Origin of the sequence: Pseudomonas sp. Bout1 (assembly GCF_034314165.1) — a bacterium.
Lineage (GTDB): Bacteria > Pseudomonadota > Gammaproteobacteria > Pseudomonadales > Pseudomonadaceae > Aquipseudomonas.
The window spans coordinates 2897964-2916078 of sequence record NZ_JAVIWK010000001.1 but is presented as its reverse complement, the minus strand read 5'-3'; the positions used below and the strand labels follow the sequence as shown (position 1 = coordinate 2916078).

19 protein-coding genes and 1 riboswitch are annotated in these 18115 nt (G+C 62.4%); of the genes, 13 read left to right on the top strand and 6 right to left on the bottom strand.

Annotation, left to right across the window (positions count from 1 at the left end; genetic code table 11):
- Window positions 1-139 precede the first annotated feature (139 nt).
- Window positions 140-568 (top strand): hypothetical protein, encoded by a 429-nt coding sequence (locus RGV33_RS13620; RefSeq protein ID WP_322144678.1) that lies wholly within the window; start codon window positions 140-142, stop codon window positions 566-568.
- Between the two features lie 15 nt (window positions 569-583).
- On the opposite strand, the gene RGV33_RS13615 is transcribed toward RGV33_RS13620, so the two are convergent.
- The 4 genes from RGV33_RS13615 to RGV33_RS13600 all read right to left on the bottom strand — a co-directional run bounded on the left by RGV33_RS13615 (window position 584) and on the right by RGV33_RS13600 (window position 3369).
- Entirely contained in the window at window positions 584-1150 is a 567-nt protein-coding gene (locus RGV33_RS13615; protein WP_322148672.1) for an SDR family NAD(P)-dependent oxidoreductase, read from the bottom strand.
- An 83-nt stretch (window positions 1151-1233) separates the two neighbouring features.
- Window positions 1234-2211 carry a saccharopine dehydrogenase family protein gene (locus RGV33_RS13610; RefSeq protein ID WP_322144677.1) on the bottom strand — a complete coding sequence of 326 codons (978 nt, stop codon included), beginning with the start codon at window positions 2209-2211 and terminating at the stop codon, window positions 1234-1236.
- Window positions 2208-2609 carry a VOC family protein gene (locus RGV33_RS13605; protein ID WP_322144676.1) on the bottom strand — a complete coding sequence of 134 codons (402 nt, stop codon included), beginning with the start codon at window positions 2607-2609 and terminating at the stop codon, window positions 2208-2210. Before RGV33_RS13605 ends, RGV33_RS13610 begins: the two co-directional genes overlap by 4 nt.
- A 16-nt stretch (window positions 2610-2625) precedes the next feature.
- Window positions 2626-3369, bottom strand: coding sequence for an SDR family NAD(P)-dependent oxidoreductase (locus tag RGV33_RS13600; protein ID WP_322144675.1), 744 nt, complete (start codon window positions 3367-3369; stop codon window positions 2626-2628).
- A 139-nt stretch (window positions 3370-3508) separates the two neighbouring features.
- Here RGV33_RS13600 and RGV33_RS13595 point away from each other — a divergent pair, with 139 nt between their 5' ends.
- From RGV33_RS13595 to mntP, 10 genes are all read left to right on the top strand, one after another.
- The gene (locus tag RGV33_RS13595; RefSeq protein ID WP_322144674.1) at window positions 3509-4405 is read left to right on the top strand and encodes an AraC family transcriptional regulator; all 897 of its coding nucleotides are present in this window, start codon (window positions 3509-3511) and stop codon (window positions 4403-4405) included.
- A gap of 50 nt (window positions 4406-4455) precedes the next feature.
- Window positions 4456-5775, top strand: a complete 1320-nt coding sequence (potE, locus tag RGV33_RS13590; RefSeq protein WP_322144673.1) for a putrescine-ornithine antiporter — start codon at window positions 4456-4458, stop codon at window positions 5773-5775.
- Between the two features lie 202 nt (window positions 5776-5977).
- Window positions 5978-6832: a MurR/RpiR family transcriptional regulator gene (locus tag RGV33_RS13585; protein ID WP_322148671.1), complete on the top strand. Its 855-nt coding sequence runs from the start codon at window positions 5978-5980 to the stop codon at window positions 6830-6832.
- Between the two features lie 21 nt (window positions 6833-6853).
- Window positions 6854-7396 (top strand): D-alanyl-D-alanine dipeptidase, encoded by a 543-nt coding sequence (gene ddpX, locus RGV33_RS13580; RefSeq protein ID WP_322144672.1) that lies wholly within the window; start codon window positions 6854-6856, stop codon window positions 7394-7396.
- Between the two features lie 118 nt (window positions 7397-7514).
- Window positions 7515-9065, top strand: a complete 1551-nt coding sequence (locus tag RGV33_RS13575; protein WP_322144671.1) for an ABC transporter substrate-binding protein — start codon at window positions 7515-7517, stop codon at window positions 9063-9065.
- A 168-nt stretch (window positions 9066-9233) separates the two neighbouring features.
- Window positions 9234-10250, top strand: a complete 1017-nt coding sequence (locus RGV33_RS13570; RefSeq protein ID WP_322144670.1) for an ABC transporter permease — start codon at window positions 9234-9236, stop codon at window positions 10248-10250.
- A 1-nt stretch (window position 10251) separates the two neighbouring features.
- Window positions 10252-11151 (top strand): D,D-dipeptide ABC transporter permease, encoded by a 900-nt coding sequence (gene ddpC, locus RGV33_RS13565; protein ID WP_322144669.1) that lies wholly within the window; start codon window positions 10252-10254, stop codon window positions 11149-11151.
- Window positions 11148-12140 carry an ABC transporter ATP-binding protein gene (locus RGV33_RS13560; protein WP_322144668.1) on the top strand — a complete coding sequence of 331 codons (993 nt, stop codon included), beginning with the start codon at window positions 11148-11150 and terminating at the stop codon, window positions 12138-12140. Before ddpC ends, RGV33_RS13560 begins: the two co-directional genes overlap by 4 nt.
- A complete protein-coding gene (locus RGV33_RS13555) occupies window positions 12137-13087 on the top strand; it encodes an oligopeptide/dipeptide ABC transporter ATP-binding protein (RefSeq protein WP_322144667.1) in 951 nt (316 codons plus the stop codon). The genes RGV33_RS13560 and RGV33_RS13555 overlap by 4 nt, the downstream gene beginning before the upstream one ends.
- Window positions 13088-13128: 41 nt before the next feature.
- Window positions 13129-13295, top strand: a riboswitch (yybP-ykoY riboswitch).
- Window positions 13296-13305: 10 nt separating this feature from the next.
- Window positions 13306-13869 (top strand): manganese efflux pump MntP, encoded by a 564-nt coding sequence (mntP, locus tag RGV33_RS13550; RefSeq protein ID WP_322144666.1) that lies wholly within the window; start codon window positions 13306-13308, stop codon window positions 13867-13869.
- A 73-nt stretch (window positions 13870-13942) separates the two neighbouring features.
- Here the strand turns inward: mntP and RGV33_RS13545 are convergent, their stop codons facing one another.
- Window positions 13943-15010, bottom strand: coding sequence for an NAD(P)-dependent alcohol dehydrogenase (locus RGV33_RS13545; protein ID WP_322144665.1), 1068 nt, complete (start codon window positions 15008-15010; stop codon window positions 13943-13945).
- A 142-nt stretch (window positions 15011-15152) separates the two neighbouring features.
- Between RGV33_RS13545 and RGV33_RS13540 the strand changes: the two genes are divergently transcribed.
- Window positions 15153-15971, top strand: coding sequence for an alpha/beta hydrolase (locus RGV33_RS13540; protein ID WP_322144664.1), 819 nt, complete (start codon window positions 15153-15155; stop codon window positions 15969-15971).
- Between the two features lie 9 nt (window positions 15972-15980).
- Here the strand turns inward: RGV33_RS13540 and RGV33_RS13535 are convergent, their stop codons facing one another.
- Window positions 15981-16856, bottom strand: coding sequence for a LysR family transcriptional regulator (locus RGV33_RS13535; RefSeq protein ID WP_322144663.1), 876 nt, complete (start codon window positions 16854-16856; stop codon window positions 15981-15983).
- Between the two features lie 183 nt (window positions 16857-17039).
- Between RGV33_RS13535 and RGV33_RS13530 the strand changes: the two genes are divergently transcribed.
- Window positions 17040-18038 carry an NAD(P)H-quinone oxidoreductase gene (locus RGV33_RS13530; protein WP_322144662.1) on the top strand — a complete coding sequence of 333 codons (999 nt, stop codon included), beginning with the start codon at window positions 17040-17042 and terminating at the stop codon, window positions 18036-18038.
- Window positions 18039-18115 lie beyond the last annotated feature (77 nt).

The following is an 18115-nucleotide window of genomic DNA, read 5'->3' as shown; positions in this document are numbered from 1 at the left end:
TTAGGGGTAATGATTGAGGAAACCTTAACAAGAGCATTGGCGAATGGACGTCCCCACTGAAGCGACCAAAAATTACCCGCCCACGGCCTTCGGCTGGTATCGTGCCGCCCTTGAAAAAACCGCTGCGAGGAAATCGACCTTGAACACTGACGAAAAAATGACCGGGGACCTGTTCGAGGTAGACAAGCGCCTGTCACTCAAGCCCGTGGTGGACTTCAACAACTACCTGCGCAGCGCCTTCGGTGATGGCCCCTGCACCTGCATTCGCTGCGTCGCCAGCGCAGGCAACGAGGCCGGCTACGAGTTCCAGCACACCTTCGATTTCGACGGCAAGAAAGTCCATCGCCGCTTCGCCTCCACCGCAGGCGGCGACGTGCTGTTGATGCTGAAAAAAGCCTGGCTGTCCTACACCAAGGCCGAGCTGCCGTTGAGCGGCATGCTGGCGCTGGACACGGTGAAAGAGTTTGTCGAGCCGCAGTTGCACAAACGCGTGGCGCCGTTGTTTGTGGCCAGTGGGTTGGTCAAGGATGTGGAAGGTGAGTTGCGGATGCAGCCGCAGGCCGCCTGATCCGTCCTACGTTGATCAATAACCCACGCCACGCACCCCACCCGAAGCGCGGATGGACTCGCCGGTGACCCAATGGGCATCGCCGGACGCCAGGAACACTGCAAGCGGCGCGATATCTTCCGGCTCGCCAAAACGCCCCAGTGGGGTGCCTGCAATACGCTGCTGGCCAAATTCACCCGCGAAGTTACCGTCGGTGGCAGGCGTGTTTGTATGCCCAGGCAGTATGCAATTGACCCGAATCCCCTTCGACCCCAACTCACGCGCCAAGGCGAAGGTCAACGTATCCACCGCGCCCTTGGTCGCCGAATAGACACTGGAAGCCAGATAGGGATCGGTGCTGAGGATCGAGCTGATGTTAATGATGCTGCCTCCTGGGCCAAGCAGCTTGACGGCTTCGCGAACAGCCAACAGGTAACCCAGCACATTGAGGTTGAACTGGCGATGGAACGCCTCTTCGATCATCTGGAACACCGCGACACCGGCGTTATTGACCAGAATGTCCAGGCGCCCGTATTCGCTTCTGACCGTGTCGAACAGCTGTGGCACGTCGACTGCCTGGCTCATGTCGGCGCGCTCGATCATCGGCGCCAATACGGCGACTTCGCTGGGCCGCGATGCCGCCAGGTTCAAGGCGCCTGCCGGGTGATGCGTAGCCAGTGACTGGCTTACAGGTCGATAATCGTGGTGCCCCGAATGGTTTCGGCAAACCCCGCACCCCACACTTGCCCAGGCGTTGCAAACCCCGGTCGGCGCTCACCATCGAGCACCCGACGCGCTGCTTCCACCGCCACCAAAGGGGTGTAGGTGTAACCGTTGACGGTTTCGATCACTGAGCGAACCACGCGGCCATCGGCTCCTGTGGCCTCTGCCACCGCCCGGGCAGGATGGGCCTCGCGCTGTTGGAGACTGGGGCCATCGGGCAGTTGTGACAGGTCACCCTCGGGAAACGCATCGCCGCCGATGTGCACGAACATGGCGATATTCGGGATGCCCGTGGAGTGCCACGCCGTGACCAGGTCACCAAAGGACAGCGGTGCGCACAATACCGGACCATCGCCAAAATCCAGGGGCTGTGGCTGGGCATCCGGGGTAGCGATGAGCTGCCCGTCCACCCGCGCCAGCAGTCCCGCACCGATGATTTCGCCGACGCTCATGGCCGAGCCCCGGGACATGGAACCGGCGACCTGCAACCCTACTTTCAGCGACTGCGGGTGCTGCACGCGACGCGCCACGTGCATCGCCAGGCAATCTGTCGGCACCACGTCCCAGCCTACCCCGGGCAACAACATGACGTCCGCCTCGGCTGCCTGCGCACCCAGTTGCTCTGCCAAGCGGTAAACGTTGATTTCGGCAGTGATGTCCAGGTAGTCGACGCCTGCCGCGATACACGCCTGCATCAGCGCGCCTGCTGTCTGCGCGAACGGTCCGGCGAAGTTCAACAGCACGTCGATACCCTCCAGGGCATCCCTGGCAAGGGTATCCGGGGAGAACACGCGATACGGCACATCCAGTTGCGCAGCCAGCGGTGCCAGGCGTCGGCTATTGCGCCCGGCGATCACCAGGTCCAGCCCTTGTGCCTTGGCGTTTTCGGCCGCCATGCGTCCGGTGTAGCCCGTGGCGCCGTAGATCATTAAGGTCTTCATTGAGCGTGCTGCCAATTCTTGTAGACGAATTCCAGGCTGTAGCCGTCCGGGTCCAGCACATTGGCGGCGTAGTAGTTCGGGTCGTAGTGCAAACGCGCGCCCGGCGCGCCGTTGTCGACGGCGCCGGCACTCATCGCCGCCTGGTAGGCCGCATCGACCTCGGCGCGGCTGCTGGCAACGAAACCCACGTGCACCGTCCGGCCCTCAACCACGCCCTCGCGCAGCCAGAAGAATATCCGCCCGTTGGCGCCGAAACCCTTGAGGTCCGGATGGCCCGGTGGGCCGTCCTTGCCGTCGTAGTCATGGCGCGTGGTGATGCCCAGCGGTGTCAGTGCGGCGCGGTAGAAATCAATCGAGCGTTGTATGTCGCTGACCGACAAAAACAGATGATCCAGCATTATTCAGCCTCGCTTTTCAGATGATGTAACCGCCCGCGACCTCGATCGTCTGGGCATTGATCCAGCGACCGTCTTCCGAGAGCAACATGGCGATCACACGCGCCACATCCTCAGGTTCGCCCACGCGTCCCAGGGCCGTTTGTGAAGCCAGCAGCGCTTCGAACTCATCATTGAGCCCGCCGCCCAGCTCGGTGCGAATGGCACCCGGGGAGACGGCGTTCGCACGGATCTGCCGCTCGCCGAACTCCTTGGCCATGTAGCGGGTGAGCACATCCAATGCGCCCTTGAAGGCCGCGTAAGGCGCTACGCCAGCGGTGGCCACGCGGGTGGTCGCGCTGGTCAGGTTGACGATGCAGGCATGGGCTTGCAGCAACGGCAGCAAGGCTTGCGTCAGGAAGAACGGGCCTTTGAGGTGCACATTCAACAGCCCGTCGAACTGCGCCTCGGTGACCGAGGCCAGGGGATTAAAGAGGCCGAAACCTGCGTTATTCACCAGGCCACTCAAGCCGCCCACGCCCCAGGTTGCCGATAAGGTCCGTTTTACCGTCTCGCTAAACCCCTCAAACGAACGGACGTCAGCCACATCCAGTGGCAGCGCAACCGCCTGGCCGCCCGCCGACTCGATCCGCTGCACCACCGCCTGGGCGGCTTGCGGATGACTGTTGTAGGTCAGGATCACACCCATGCCTTTACGGGCACACAACTCTGCAGTGCTGGCACCAATGCCACGGCTGCCGCCGGTGATGAGGATAACGCCCATGTGTGGCTCCACTGCTTGCTCAAATGAGTCACCACAGTAGGCGTTCGCGCTCGCGCCGACGCAGCCGTTCGTACTCGAAACCTGCCTGTTTGTGCTTTTCGCTTGCACAAGACACACCCGGACGTTCAGCATGCCCGGCATGAACACACAGCTGATCGAACTGCGCGCCCTGGCCGCCAAGGCCGAAAACCGCCGCACCGAAACGGGCATCCCGCGCGTGGCCATGGTTCAGGGCGCGATTCCCGAGCACCTGCTGGCCGCCGTGTATGACCCGATGATCAACCTGATCCTGCAGGGCAGCAAATCCATGACCGTGGGTGATCGCACGCTGCGGTATGACCCGGCGACGTATTTTGTGATGTCCATCGAGTTGCCTGCCGTGGGCACCGTGCACCCGGCGGCCACCGGCGAACCCTATTTGGCAGTCAGCCTGACACTGGACCCGACGGTACTCACGACGCTGCTGAGTGACTTGCCCAAACCTGCCGGGCGTTACGACCACGAGGCAGGATTTTCAGTGGCCGCCGTCACCCCGGAACTGATGGACGCCTGGCTGCGCCTGCTGCGGTTGATGGGCAACCCTGAAGCGATAGCCGCCCTCGCACCGGCTTACGAGCGCGAGATTCTCTACCGTGTGCTGCAAGGGCCCCACGGCTGGATGCTGCGGGAAATAGCCGCACCCGACACCGCCATGGCCCGGGTGAGCCAGGCCATCCAGTGGATCCGCCGGGACTTCGCCAAGCCGATCCGAGTAGAGGCCCTGGCGCAGAAAGCCGCGATGAGCGTGTCGGCCTTCCACCGGCACTTCAAGGCCGTCACCAACCTGAGCCCGTTGCAGTATCAAAAACGCGTGCGCTTGCTGCAGGCCCGCACACTGATGGTTGCCAGCGCCAAAAATGTCACCAGCGCCGCCTTCGAAGTCGGCTATGAAAGCGCGACCCAGTTCAGCCGCGATTACGCCCGGGTGTTCGGCCTGCCGCCGGCGCGGGATGCGGCGAGGATCCTGGGGGAAAACCGGGGCGCCAAGGCGAAGTGAGTACAACGTGCTAGCCTGCCACCGCACGCCCGCACGACAAGGAGTTGCCGATGGCCGAGCCAAGCAAGAAGATGAGCCTGATGGGCCTGACCACCCTGGTGGCGATCAATATGATGGGCTCGGGCATCATCATGTTGCCCGCCAGCTTGGCGCAGTTGGGCGCCATCTCGCTGCTGTCGTGGGTGATCACCGCCGTAGGCTCGATGGCGATCGCGTACTGCTTTGCCCAATGCGGCCTCTTCTGTACACGCACCGGCGGCATGTCGGCTTATACCGAAGAAGCCCATGGCAAGTCGGGGTTTTTCCTGTGCTCATTCCTGTATTTCCTGTCGCTGATCATCGCCAACGTGGCGATTGCGATTTCGGCGGTGGGCTATCTGTCGTCCTTCATCCCGTGGTTGGGCAGCGGGCCGATTCCGTTGTTTATCGGCACCCTGGGCCTGATCTGGCTGACCACCGCGGCCAACTTCGGCGGCCCGCGCCTGACCGGCCGGATCGGTGTAATCACGGTGTGGGGCGTGATCATTCCCGTGGCGGGGCTGAGTGTGCTCGGCTGGTTCTACTTCAAGGCCGAGGTGTTCAGCGATGCCTGGAACCCCAACCAACTGCAACTGTGGGACGCGATTGGCGCGAGTATCCCGCTGACCCTCTGGGCCTTTCTTGGCATGGAGTCCGCCGCCCAGGGCTATGACGCCGTCGAAGACCCCAAGCGCACCGTGCCGTTGGCCTGCCTGTTCGGCACTCTCGGCGCGGCGCTGGTGTATGTGCTCTCGACCACGGTGATCCAGGGCATTGTGCCCAACGCTGAATTGGCCGAGTCTTCAGCGCCGTTTGCCCTGGTGTATGCGCAGATCTTCACGCCGCTGGTGGGCGACATCATCATGGCGCTGGCGGTGGTGGCGTGCATTGGCTCGCTGCTGGGCTGGCAATTCACCCTGGCGCAAACGGCCAAGATGTCGGCGGACCAGCGCCTGTTTCCACGGTTCTTCAGTCGTGTAACCGGCGCCCAGGCCCCCGTGCTGGGGCTGATCGCCTGCGCGACGTTGCAGAGCCTGATTGCCTTGTCGACCATCTCACCCACCGCCAGCGCCCAGTTCAGCAAGCTGGTGAACCTGGCGGTGGTGACCAACCTGATCCCTTACGTCACTGCGCTTACCGGGTTACTGGTGATGATGCACAAGGCGCGGGTGACGGCTTCGATTTATGCGCGCAACACCACGGTGCTGCTGGTTGCCGTGGGGTACTCGCTGTACGCGATCTATGCCTGTGGTGAGGAAGCGGTGTTTGGTGCGACGTTGGTGTTGGCATTTGGATACCTGTTGTACGGGTTTCTGGCCCGGCGGTTTATCACCGCCGCAGAGGGTGCCTGATAGCGCTGCCTGCCGGGCGGTATGGGCCAGGGGCATCACACGGCGCACCTGCGCCGAATCGGCTAGCGGCTCTTGTCCCCCCTTGTGTACCCACGCGCAAAAAAAGCCATTGTGTTATCGCGATTGCCGATGTTATGTTTCTAACAGAAATTAAAAACACGACATTCGAGTAACATCAATGACCGGTAGCCGCGAAAACGTCATGGACAAAAACAGCTTCCAGCGCACGCTGGAACAGCAGTTCGCGACGCTGACGCCCACCGGCAAACGCATCGCCACCTACCTGCTGGGCAACCTCCAACAGTTGCCGTTTGAAACCGCCGACAGCATTGCCCACCAGGCCGGCACCACCGGGATTTCGGTGGGGCGGTTTTTGCGAACCCTGGGTTATCGCAACCTCGATGACGTCAAGCAAGGCCTGCGCGGCGACCCGCAAGCGTCCTGGCTGATCACCGACCGTCTTGGCGCATTTCGCCAGGAAAACGATCAGGAAGACGCGCTCGACCGCTCCCTCACCCGCGAGATCGAAGCGATCCAGCACGTCTACGGCCTGGCCCGCAGCCAGGGTTTCGCCGACATCGTGCAACACATCGTCGACGCCGACGCCGTGTTCATCCTCGGCATCCAGTCCACCCGTGGCATCCTCAACGCATTCCACAGTCACCTGGAATACATTCGGCCCAAGGTCTACTACGTCGACGGCCTGTCGGGGATCTACGCCGAGACCCTGAACTCCGGCTTTGAAAAACCCTACGCCATCACTGCCGATTTTCGCGCTTATTCCAGCATCACCCCAACATTTTGCGAGACCGCCAATGCCCATGGTCTACCCTTGGCGCTGATCACTGACTTGCAATGCCCCTGGGCCCGGGACTACGACCTGGACCTGCTGCAACTGAAAACCGATGTCGGCCAATTCTGGGACTCCATGGCGCCTTTGACGTGCCTGTTCAACCTGATAGTGTCTGCCGTCGCCGAGCGCTACGGCGAGCGCCTGGATGCCCGCCTGGCGAAAAACCGCGCCCTGCAACAGGCCTTCGGCCAGTTCGAATCCTGACCCTAGAAAGGAAATGCTTGAGTGAATACCAGCCCATTGGTAGAAATCGCCCCACCGGACTACCCGGTACAGGTCGACCTGATCTACGCCAGTGCCGACAACCTGGCAGGCACCGTGATCTATCGCAACGCGCGCTGCCTGCTGCACACCGAAGCGGCGGCCTGCCTGCGCAAGGCCAGCCTTCTGGCACGCCAGGCCGGCATGACCCTGCTGATCTATGACGCTTATCGCCCTGCCTACGCCCAGCAACTGTTGTGGCAAGCCCTGCCCAACCCGGACTACGTGCGCGACCCGCGCCTGGGCTCGCACCACACCCGTGGCGTGGCCGTCGACCTGACACTGCTTGACGAGCACGGCACGCCATTGGACATGGGCACGGCGTTTGATGCCATGGAGCCCAAGTCCCACCAGTTCTACCCCGACTTGCCACCGCAGGTGCAGCGCAATCGCCTGCTGCTGCTGGGCATCATGCTCGGCGCCGGCTTCAAGGCGATTGCCACCGAGTGGTGGCATTACGAATTGCCGGATGCCGAACTTTTCCCATTAATTGAGGAGTCGCACTGACCCTGAGGACCGTACCATCACAATAATTAGCTGCACCCTTTAGCTCCAACTGCCCGGTTATAGATTTCATAAAAATAAACCAACCCGCTTTTTCCTCTAAATAATCAAGGAAACCGGCATGACCCCAAGCAATCGCAAGACCCTCGCACTCTCCCTGCTGTGCGCCGCCCTGAGCCTGGGCGCCTGGCAATCGGCAAGTGCCGCAGCGCCCAAAGACACCCTGATGATTGGCAAGGCCGCCGACCCGCAAACGCTCGACCCGGCCGTGACCATCGACAATAACGATTGGGCGGTGACCTACCCGGCGTACCAGAAACTGGTGGCCTATAAAGTCGAAAACGGCAAGGGCAGCACCGACGTCAAGGGCGACCTGGCCGACAGCTGGAACACCTCGGCCGACGGCCTGGTGTGGGACTTCAAACTCAAGCCCGGCAACAAGTTCGATGACGGCGCCGAGGTCGACGCCAATGCGGTGAAGTTTTCCTTCGACCGCGTGATGCAACTCAAGCAAGGCCCGTCGGGCGCGTTCCCGGATGACATGAAAGTCACCGTGGTCGACCCGCTGACCGTGCGCTTCACCCTGACCAAACCCTATGCGCCGTTCCTCTACACCCTGGCCCACAACGGCGCCGGCATCATCAACCCGGATGTGGTGAAACAGGGCGACGTCAACGCCTACCTGTCTACCCACACCGCTGGCTCCGGCGCGTTTCGCCTGACCAACTGGCAGAAGGGCCAGAGCCTGACCCTGGAACCCAACACCTACTACGCAGGCCCCAAGCCGGCGCTGAACAAGGTGGTGATCAAGATCATCAGCGAAGCCTCGGTACGCCGCCTGCAACTGGAACGCGGTGACCTGGACATCGCCGAAGACATGCCCCAGGACCAGCTCACCAACCTGGCCAAAAAGAAAGACGTGGTGATCAAGGTGTTCCCGTCGCTGCGGGTGACCTACCTGTACCTGAACAACCAGAAAGCCCCGCTGAACAACCAGAACGCCCGCCAGGCGATCGTGGATGCGGTGGACTATAAAGGCATTGTCGACGGCATCCTCAAGGGCCAGGCCAAGTTGATGAACGGGCCGATCCCCGCGGGCATGTGGGCCAATGACCCGAGCCTGCCATTGATGAAGCAAAACCTGGACGGCGCCGGCGCCGCCCTGAAGAAACTCCCCGAAAAAATCACCAACCTGAACTACATGTACTCCGACAAGGACCCGGACTGGGAATCCATCGGCCTGACCCTGCAAGCCAGCCTGGCGCCGCTGGGGATCAACCTGAAGATGGAAAAATTGGCCAACGCCACCATGCGCGAGCGCCTGGGCAAGGGTGACTTCGACGTGTCAATCGGCTCGTGGGCGCCGGACTTCTCCGACCCCTACATGTACATGAACTTCTGGTTTGACTCCTCCCTGCAAGGGCTGCCGGGCAACCGCTCGTTCTACAGCAACCCGGTGGTAGACAAGCTGATTCGCGACGCAGCCGCCAACAACGACACAGCCAAACGCACCGAGCTGTACCAGCAAGCGCAGAAGATCGTGCTCAAGGACAGCGTGTACGCCTACCTGTATCAGAAGAACTACACCTTGCCGATGCGTGATTCGGTGAAGGGTTATGTGTTCCATCCGATGCTGGAGCAGGTGTTCAACGTGGCTGAGATCAGCAAATAGAAACTGCTGAGGCGCAACGGTTGTTTGCGCCTGGCCCTTTCTATGTGGCGAGGGAGCTTGCTCCCGCTGGGCTGCGAAGCGGCCCCAAAAAAAGCCAGGACCGCTTCGCGCCCCAGCGGGAGCAAGCTCCCTCGCCACGACAAGCCTGCTCTCCACCCGAGGTGCCTCATGGCCTTCCTGAATATGTTGCGCAAACGCCTGTTCGGCCTGATTTTGGTCGTGGTTGGCGTTTCGCTGATTACCTTTTGCATCTCCCACCTGATCCCGGGTGACCCGGCGCGCCTGATTGCCGGCGACCGGGCCAGCGACGCGATCGTCGAAAACATTCGCCATCAACTGGGCCTCGACCTGCCGTTGTACCAGCAATACGGCCGCTACATGAGCGACCTGCTGCACGGCGACCTCGGCACCTCGATCCGCACCAGCCGCCCGGTACTGGAAGACCTGAAAGCGTTTTTCCCAGCGACCCTGGAACTGGCGGTTGCCGCCCTGCTGCTCTCGGTGCTGGTCGGCGTGCCGCTTGGCGTGCTGTCGGCGGTGTATCACAACCGCGCCATCGACCAAGTTGCCCGAACGCTCGCGGTCACCGGCATTTCCACCCCGGCCTTCTGGCTCGGCCTGGGTTTGATCGTATTGTTCTACGGCCAACTCGGCTGGCTGCCCGGCAGCGGGCGGCTGGACGAAGGCCTTGAACCGCCGCGCACCCTCACCGGGTTCTACCTGATCGATTCGCTGCTGGCCGGCGATATCCCGCTGTTCCTGAATGCCCTGGAACACCTGATCCTGCCCGCCGTGACCCTGGGATTCGTCAACCTCGGCGTGGTCGCCCGGCAGATCCGCTCGGCGATGCTCGACCAGTTGGGCGAGGACTACATTCGCACTGCCCGCGCCTACGGTTTGTCGCGTTGGGCAGTAATCTTGCGCCATGCCCTGCCCAACGCGCTGATCCCGTCGATCACCGTGCTCGGTTTGACCCTTGGTGACCTGCTCTACGGCGCCGTGCTCACCGAAACCGTGTTCGCCTGGCCAGGCATGGGCGCCTACGTGGTGAAGTCGATCCAGTCTTTGGATTTCCCGGCGGTGATGGGCTTCGCGATCATGGTGTCGTTTATTTATGTACTGCTGAACATGCTGATCGACCTGCTCTACCGCGTGGTCGACCCCCGCATCGGCGAGGTGAATTGAGATGACCGCTCCCGTGACCATGCCCGTACCGGTGCCCCTGGAGCAGCGCCCCACCTGGCGCGCGCGACTGGAATACCTGGGCTACCAAATACGCCGCAGCCCGCTGACCATCGCCGGCTTGACCATCACCCTGATCGTGCTGATCTGCATGGCCTTCGCGCCCTGGCTGGCCAGCCATGATCCCAACGCCCTGAACCTGGCCCAGCGTCTGGCCGAGCCTTCGGCCGAGCATTGGTTCGGCACCGATGAAGTCGGCCGCGACCTGTTCAGCCGGGTGCTGTACGGCAGCCGCCAGTCGGTGGGCGTCGGCCTGTTCGTGGCGTTTTCTTCGTGCCTGGTGGGCGGCCTGCTGGGCTGCCTGTCGGGGATTATCGGCGGGCGTTTCGACAGCCTGATCATGCGCCTGATGGACATCATGCTGTCGGTGCCGTCCCTGGTGCTGATCATGGCCCTGGCCGCTGCCCTGGGCCCGAGCCTGTTCAATGCGATGCTGGCGATCACCGTGGTGCGTATTCCATTCTACGTACGCCTGGCCCGCGGCCAAGCGTTGAGCATTCGCCAGATGGGCTACGTCAAGGCGGCGCAGACCTTCGGCGCCGGGCGCTGGCACATCGTGTCGTGGCACGTAGGCCGCAACGCTATGCCGCCGTTGCTGGTGCAATTGAGCCTGGACATCGGCAGCGCGATCCTCATGGCCTCGGCCTTGGGTTTCATCGGCCTGGGCGCGCAACAACCCACCGCCGAATGGGGCGCAATGGTTGCCACCGGGCGCAATTTCATTCTCGACAACTGGTGGTATTCGACCTTTCCGGGGCTGGCGATCCTGGTCACCGCGACCGGTTTCAACCTGCTGGGTGACGGTGTGCGTGACCTGCTCGACCCACGGCAACAGGGGAAATGACCATGCCCAGTTCACCCGTTCTTGCCATCGACAACCTAAGCCTGGAATTCCCGGCTTACCGCAACAACGTGCAGGCGCTCAATGGCGTGTCGTTACACGTCAACCCCGGCGAAGTCGTCGGCGTGGTGGGAGAGTCCGGTTCCGGAAAATCGGTGACCGCCATGCTCAGCCTGCGCCTGTTGCCGGAGCGCAGTTACCGGATCACCGCCGGCAGCTTGCAGATGCTCGGCCGCGACATGCTCGGTGCCAGCGAGAAGGAGCTGTTGCAGATTCGTGGGCGTGACGCGGCGATGATCTTCCAGGAGCCGATGACCGCACTCAACCCCACCCGGCGCATCGGCCGGCAGATGCTCGACGTGATCATCCATCACCAGCGCCTGAGCAAGGCCGCCGCCCGCGCCAAGGCCATTGCCCTGCTGCGGGACATGCACATTGCCGACCCCGAGCAAGTGCTCGACAGCTACCCCTTTGAACTCTCCGGCGGCATGCGCCAGCGGGTGATGATCGCGTTGGCGTTTTCCTGCGACCCGCAGTTGCTGATCGCCGACGAACCCACCACCGCCCTCGACGTGACCGTGCAACGCCAGGTGCTGTTGCTGCTGCGGGAAAAAGCCCGCGAGCGTGGCACCGCGATTTTGCTGATCACCCACGATATGGCCGTGGTCTCGCAGTTCTGTGACCGGGTCTACGTGATGTACACCGGCGCGGTGGTGGAAGAAGGCCCGACGGCCCAAGTGATGAGCGACCCACGCCATCCCTACACCCAAGGCTTGCTCAACGGCCTGCCGGAACAGGTCAAACCCGGCGACGACCTGCTGACTATCCCCGGCCAGGTACCCAACCTGGCCGCCCTGCCCTTGGGCTGCACCTTTCGCGAACGCTGCCCGCAGGCCATGAGCCAATGCATCGAGCGCCCGCGCCTGAACCTCATCAACCCTGCCGGTTCCCGCAAAAGCGCGTGCTGGCTGACTGCCGGGGAGTCGTTATGACAGTGCCTCAGGATTCACTGCTGGCCCTGCGGGATGTGCGGGTCAAGTTCCCGGTCAAGACCGACTGGCTGGGCCGCCCTCGCGGCTACGCCCACGCCCTCAACGGCATCGACCTGCAGGTTCGCCGTGGCGAGACCCTGGGAATCGTCGGCGAGTCCGGCTGCGGCAAAAGCACCCTCGCCCAACTGCTGATGGGCCTGGTAAAGCCCAGCGACGGCGAAGTCGACTGGGTCTACGAAAGCGCGCGGGAACGTCACCGCCATGTGCAGATCGTGTTCCAGGACCCGCAATCGTCCCTCGACCCGCGCCTGCCCATCTGGAAAATCATCACCGAACCACTGTTTGCCCTCGGCGACACGCCCAAGGGCGAAATGCGCACCATCGCTGCCAGGGTCGCCGCGCAAGTTGGCATCCGCGCCGAATACCTGGACCGCTACCCGCACCAGTTTTCCGGTGGCCAGCGCCAACGCATCGCCATCGCCCGCGCGCTGGCCTCCAACCCGAGCATCCTGGTGCTGGACGAACCGACCTCGGCGCTGGACATCTCGGTGCAGGCACAAATCCTCAACCTGCTGGCCGAGCTGCAACGGCGGCTGGGGCTGACCTACATCCTGATCTCCCACAACGTCTCGGTGGTGCGGCACATGGCCGACCGGGTGGCGGTGATGTACCTGGGGCAAATCGTCGAACTGGGGTGCGCCGAGCAAGTCCTGGAACAGCCCAAGCACCCGTATACCCAGCTGCTGCTGGAGGCAGTGCCTAAGCTTGGGGTGGCGCTGGATGACGCCTACGTCAGTGCGCCGACGGAGCTGCCGGGAAACCGGGTGTTGCCGGGCGGGTGCTTTTTCCTGGATCGCTGCCCGCGGCGTACAAAAGGGTGTGAGCGGCCGCAGCGGTTGACGGGGGGGATGAGTCAGCAGGTGCGGTGTCATCTGGAGCATCCGTGAGGCCCGTTTAACAAAATTTTCATGTGACCATGGCTAAGATCCGCCACCTCGTTGGGGAGTAGCCTGCTTCGGATTCTCGGAGCGTTCGTATCAACATTCTCGGCAACATGCCGTGGTGCGAACACCATTTTGGTTGGTGAGACCAGCGACACATCCATGCCTAAAGTCGGGCGTGTGGGTGTGTCGTTGACTCATATAGCCCGACTGGAAGTCTTACCGTGAACCCCATTTCCCTCATCCTTCTCGCCCTTGCCATGTCCACGGACGCCTTTGCGGCGGCTATCGGCAAAGGCTCCAGCCTGCACAAACCACGTTTGACCGAAGCCCTGCGGGCCGGCCTGATCTTTGGTGTGATTGAAGCCATCACGCCGATTATCGGCTGGGCCATCGGCCAGGCTGCCACTCGCTGGGTGCAGGACTGGGACCACTGGATCGCCTTCACCCTGCTGGTCGGCCTGGGCCTGCACATGGTTTACAACGGCTTGAAGGCCGATGACCCAGAGGAACAGAGACCAAGCCAGCACTCGTTCATGATCCTTGCCGTGACCGCGTTTGCCACCAGCATTGATGCACTGGCCGTCGGCGTGGGCCTGGCGTTTGTCGACGTGAATATCCTGGTGGCCGCTGCGGCGATCGGCTTGGCGACGATGACCATGGTGACCATCGGCATGATGCTCGGCCGGGTGCTGGGCACGGTGGTGGGCAAGCGCGCCGAGATGGTCGGCGGCGTGGTGTTGATGCTGGTGGGTGCGACGATTTTGTATGAGCACCTGTCGGCCTGATCGACGCATAACAAATGTGGGAGCTGGCTTGCCTGCTCCCACACTGGATCTACTGGAACTTATGGAACGTATTTCAGGCCGCGTGTTTTTCTTTCTTCAGGCTGTCGATGTCGATCACAAACCGATACTTCACATCGCCCTTGAGCATGCGCTCGTAGGCTTCGTTGATGTTCTGGATGTCGATCATCTCGATGTCCGACAAAATCCCGTGCTTGGCGCAGAAATCCAGCATGTCCTGGGTTTCCTGGATGCCACCGATCAATGATCCGGCCAGGCTGCGGCGCTTGAAGATCAGGTTGAACACGGTCGGTGACGGATGCGGGCTGTCCGGCGCGCCGACCAGGGTCATGGTGCCGTCGCGCTTGAGCAGGTTGAGGAACGCATCCAAATTGTGCGACGCGGCCACGGTGTTGAGGATGAAGTCCAGGGAGTTGGCGACCTTGGCCATTTCATCCTGGTTCTTCGACACCACCACTTCATCGGCGCCCAGGCGCAGGCCGTCTTCGCGCTTGTTCGGCGAGGTGGTGAACAGCACCACATAGGCGCCCATGGCGTGGGCGATTTTCACCGCCATATGGCCCAGGCCACCCAGGCCGACGACGCCAACGCGCTTGCCCGGCCCGACTTTCCAGTGGTGCAGAGGTGAATAGGTGGTGATGCCGGCGCACAGCAGCGGGGCGACCGCCGCCAGGTCGCTCTCGTCGTGGGAGATGCGCAGCACGAACTTCTCCTTGACCACGATGTTGTCCGAGTAGCCGCCAAAGGTATTTTCGCCGCCAAACGCCGGGCCGTTGTAGGTGCCGGTGAACCCGTTCTCGCAGTATTGCTCCTCGCCCTCGGCACAGGACTCGCAATGCTGGCAGCTGTCGACCATGCAACCGACACCGGCCAGGTCGCCCACCTTGAACTTGCTCACATTGGCGCCCACCGCCGTCACCCGTCCGACGATTTCATGGCCCGGCACCGACGGGTACAGGGTGTTGTTCCACTCGTTGCGCACGGTGTGCAGGTCCGAGTGGCAGACGCCGCAATAGAGGATGTCGATCTGCACGTCATCGGCCCCGGGGGCGCGACGTTCGAAGGTGAAGGGTTTGAGTGAATCCTTGGAGTCACGAGCGGCGTAGCTGTAAGTCTTGGCCATTTCGTTCACCTGTGTGTTCGGACGGTTGAAGTCAGTTGACCAGCATAGACGCTGAACCGTTCAACCCAGCACAGGCATACAAGTCCCCCGTCCGATTCTGCGCCTATAGTCTTTGCTGCCCTCTCACCCAAGGAGTTTCGCCATGAGCACACTACGCACACAAGACGGTACCGAGCTCTATTACAAGGACTGGGGCACCGGTAAACCGGTGCTGTTCAGCCACGGCTGGCCGCTGGATGCCGACATGTGGGAGTACCAGATGCAATACCTGAGCAGTCGCGGCTACCGCACCATCGCCTTCGACCGACGAGGCTTCGGGCGTTCTGACCAGCCGTGGACCGGGAACGACTACGACACCTTTGCCGACGATATCGCCCAGTTGATCAACCATCTGGATCTGCAGGACGTGACACTGGTGGGCTTCTCGATGGGCGGCGGCGATGTCACCCGCTATATCGCCCGCCATGGCAGTGCGCGGGTGGCCGCACTGGTGCTGCTGGGGGCGGTGACGCCGCTGTTCGGGCAAAAGCCGGATTACCCACAGGGCGTCGAAACGTCGGTGTTTGACGGGATCAAGGCCGGCCTGCTGAAGGATCGGGCGCAATTCATAGCCGATTTCAATACGCCGTTCTATGGCATCAACAAAGGCCAGCAGGTCTCCAACGGCGTGCTGACCCAAACGCTGAACATCGCCCTGCTCGCCTCGCTCAAGGCGACGGTGGATTGCGTCACGGCATTTTCGCAGACTGACTTCAGGCCCGACATGGCAAAAATCGACGTGCCGACGCTGGTTATCCACGGTGATGGCGACCAGATTGTGCCGTTTGAAACCACCGGCAAGGTCGCCGCCCAGATGATCAAAGGCGCACAGTTGAAGGTGTACAAGGATGCGCCTCATGGTTTTGCGGTGACCCACCAGCAAGCCTTGAACGAAGATTTGCTGGCTTTCCTGCAACGCTGACCGCGGCCGTCACTCCCCCGTGCCGGCGAACTGCGCGACAATCTCGTCGATCACCACCCGCACCCGCGCGGTGTGCTGCAAGTCGGCATGGGTTACCAGCCATACATCGTAAGGCAGCGGTCGCGTGCGGTCCGGCCACAGGCGTACCAGAGCGTCCCGCTCGCCGCAGATCAGCGGAATCTCACCAATGCCAAGGCCCGCAGCGATGGACCGGCGCACCAGCAGGCTGGAACTCAAGGCCGCGACAATACGTCCGCGCCCCAATGGCTCGCAGGCCAGGGTCATGTCTTTCTGGCTTTGCAGGTGCGGCGCGTACACCACCAGGTCGTGCCCATCGAACAGGCTGCCTGGCGCCGGTGCACCGTGGCGGTCGACATAGGCTTGCGACGCAAACAGCCCCACCGGCCAGCGCGCGACTCGACGGGCGATCAGGTCGGGATTGTCCGGGCGGGTATTGCGCACGGCGATATCCGCTTCGCGCTTGGCCAGGCTGAGGATCTGGGTGGAGGCGTCCAATTGCACGCGCACGTCGGGGTGGGTGTGGTGCAGGCGCGCAATTGCCGGGATCAGGAAGTCGATGGCCAGGGAGTCGGTGGTAGTGATCCGCACGGTGCCGGTCAGGCGGTCATCCAACCCCTGGATCTGACGCTCCAGGTCCAGCGCCGAGCGCTCCATTTTCTCCACGCTGTGCAATGCCGCTTCGCCAACGGCCGTCAGTGCATAGCCCTCGGAGGTACGCAGGAACAACGTCGCATTCAACGACTTTTCCAGGGCGTTGACCCGCCGCCCCACGGTGGCCTGATCCACTCCCAGCACCCGCGCGGCCCCTCGTAGCGTGGACTCGCGGCACACCGCGAGGAACACCCGCGCATCGTCCCAATTCATGGTTTCCCCCCTTGATGAATTTATGCATCAGAGTGACGTGTAATCGCAGCATTATTGCATCACTCATCACCGATATGCTGGGCACCCGGGAAAACACTCAGGACCGTCAGCCTGCTTGCGGCTGAACCGCCCGGCCCCAGCAACGGTCCCAACCCATACGTTCATTGCTACAGGTGCGCTCAAATGAATTTGCCCCACGAAATGACCCTGATCGAAATCACCACCCCTGGTGGCCCCGAGGTCCTGCAACCGCGCCAGGAGCCCATGCCTGTCGCGGGCCCCGGCGACGTGCTGATCCACGTGCACGCCGCCGGCGTCAATCGCCCGGACGCCCTGCAACGCGCCGGCAAGTACCCGATGAAGCCGGGCATGAGCCCGTTCCCCGGGCTGGAAGTGGCCGGTGTGGTGGTCGCGCTGGGCGAAGGCGTCAGTGAGTACGCGCTGGGCGACAAGGTGTGCGCCCTGACCAATGGCGGTGGTTATGCGCAGTACTGCGTGGCACCGGCGAGCCAGACCTTGCCGGTGCCCGATGGCATGGACTGGATTCAGGCGGCCGCCATTCCGGAAACGTTCTTTACCGTATGGGCCAACCTGTTTGGCATTGGCGGTGCACATAAAGGCCAGCGCGTGCTGATCCACGGCGGCACCAGCGGCATCGGCACCACCGCGCTGATGCTCTGCCGCGAGTTCGGGATCGAGGCGTTCGCCACCGCCGGCAGCGCCGAAAAATGCGCCGCCATCCGCGAACTGGGGGCCGAGCCGATCAACTACCGTGAACAGGATTTCGCCCAGGTCATCGCTGAAAAAACCGCGGGCAAGGGCGTCAACGTGATCCTCGACATCATGGGTGGCTCCTACCTGAACAACAACATCAGCGCCCTGGCCATGGAAGGCCGGCTGGTGATGCTCGGCTTCCTCGGTGGTGCCCATGCCAAGGACATCGACCTGCTGGCGATCCTCGGCAAGCGCGCGATCGTCACTGGCTCATTGCTGCGTTCACGCACCCGGGAAGAAAAGGCTGCGATTGCCGCGCAACTGCGCGAACACGTATGGCCGGTGCTGTCGGCCGGGCACTGCCTGCCGATGATCGATAAGGTGTATGCCTATACCGACGCTGCACAGGCGCATGCGCGGATGGAAGGCGGTGATCACATAGGCAAGATTGTGTTGCGGGTGGTTTGAGCCAGCAACGCAGGCACCCGCGCGTGCCAGGGATTTGCGAGCGACCGGGCAACATCCGGCGCTCGCCAGGTACCCGA

Coding starts and splice junctions, on each gene's coding strand:
- RGV33_RS13615 (WP_322148672.1), bottom strand. CDS start 1,150: ATGATCGAGCGCGCCGACATGAGCCAGGCAGTCGACGTGCCACAGCTG.
- RGV33_RS13610 (WP_322144677.1), bottom strand. CDS start 2,211: ATGAAGACCTTAATGATCTACGGCGCCACGGGCTACACCGGACGCATG.
- RGV33_RS13605 (WP_322144676.1), bottom strand. CDS start 2,609: ATGCTGGATCATCTGTTTTTGTCGGTCAGCGACATACAACGCTCGATT.
- RGV33_RS13600 (WP_322144675.1), bottom strand. CDS start 3,369: ATGGGCGTTATCCTCATCACCGGCGGCAGCCGTGGCATTGGTGCCAGC.
- RGV33_RS13595 (WP_322144674.1), top strand. CDS start 3,509: ATGAACACACAGCTGATCGAACTGCGCGCCCTGGCCGCCAAGGCCGAA.
- potE (WP_322144673.1), top strand. CDS start 4,456: ATGGCCGAGCCAAGCAAGAAGATGAGCCTGATGGGCCTGACCACCCTG.
- RGV33_RS13585 (WP_322148671.1), top strand. CDS start 5,978: ATGGACAAAAACAGCTTCCAGCGCACGCTGGAACAGCAGTTCGCGACG.
- RGV33_RS13575 (WP_322144671.1), top strand. CDS start 7,515: ATGACCCCAAGCAATCGCAAGACCCTCGCACTCTCCCTGCTGTGCGCC.
- RGV33_RS13570 (WP_322144670.1), top strand. CDS start 9,234: ATGGCCTTCCTGAATATGTTGCGCAAACGCCTGTTCGGCCTGATTTTG.
- ddpC (WP_322144669.1), top strand. CDS start 10,252: ATGACCGCTCCCGTGACCATGCCCGTACCGGTGCCCCTGGAGCAGCGC.
- RGV33_RS13560 (WP_322144668.1), top strand. CDS start 11,148: ATGACCATGCCCAGTTCACCCGTTCTTGCCATCGACAACCTAAGCCTG.
- RGV33_RS13555 (WP_322144667.1), top strand. CDS start 12,137: ATGACAGTGCCTCAGGATTCACTGCTGGCCCTGCGGGATGTGCGGGTC.
- RGV33_RS13545 (WP_322144665.1), bottom strand. CDS start 15,010: ATGGCCAAGACTTACAGCTACGCCGCTCGTGACTCCAAGGATTCACTC.
- RGV33_RS13540 (WP_322144664.1), top strand. CDS start 15,153: ATGAGCACACTACGCACACAAGACGGTACCGAGCTCTATTACAAGGAC.
- RGV33_RS13535 (WP_322144663.1), bottom strand. CDS start 16,856: ATGAATTGGGACGATGCGCGGGTGTTCCTCGCGGTGTGCCGCGAGTCC.
- RGV33_RS13530 (WP_322144662.1), top strand. CDS start 17,040: ATGAATTTGCCCCACGAAATGACCCTGATCGAAATCACCACCCCTGGT.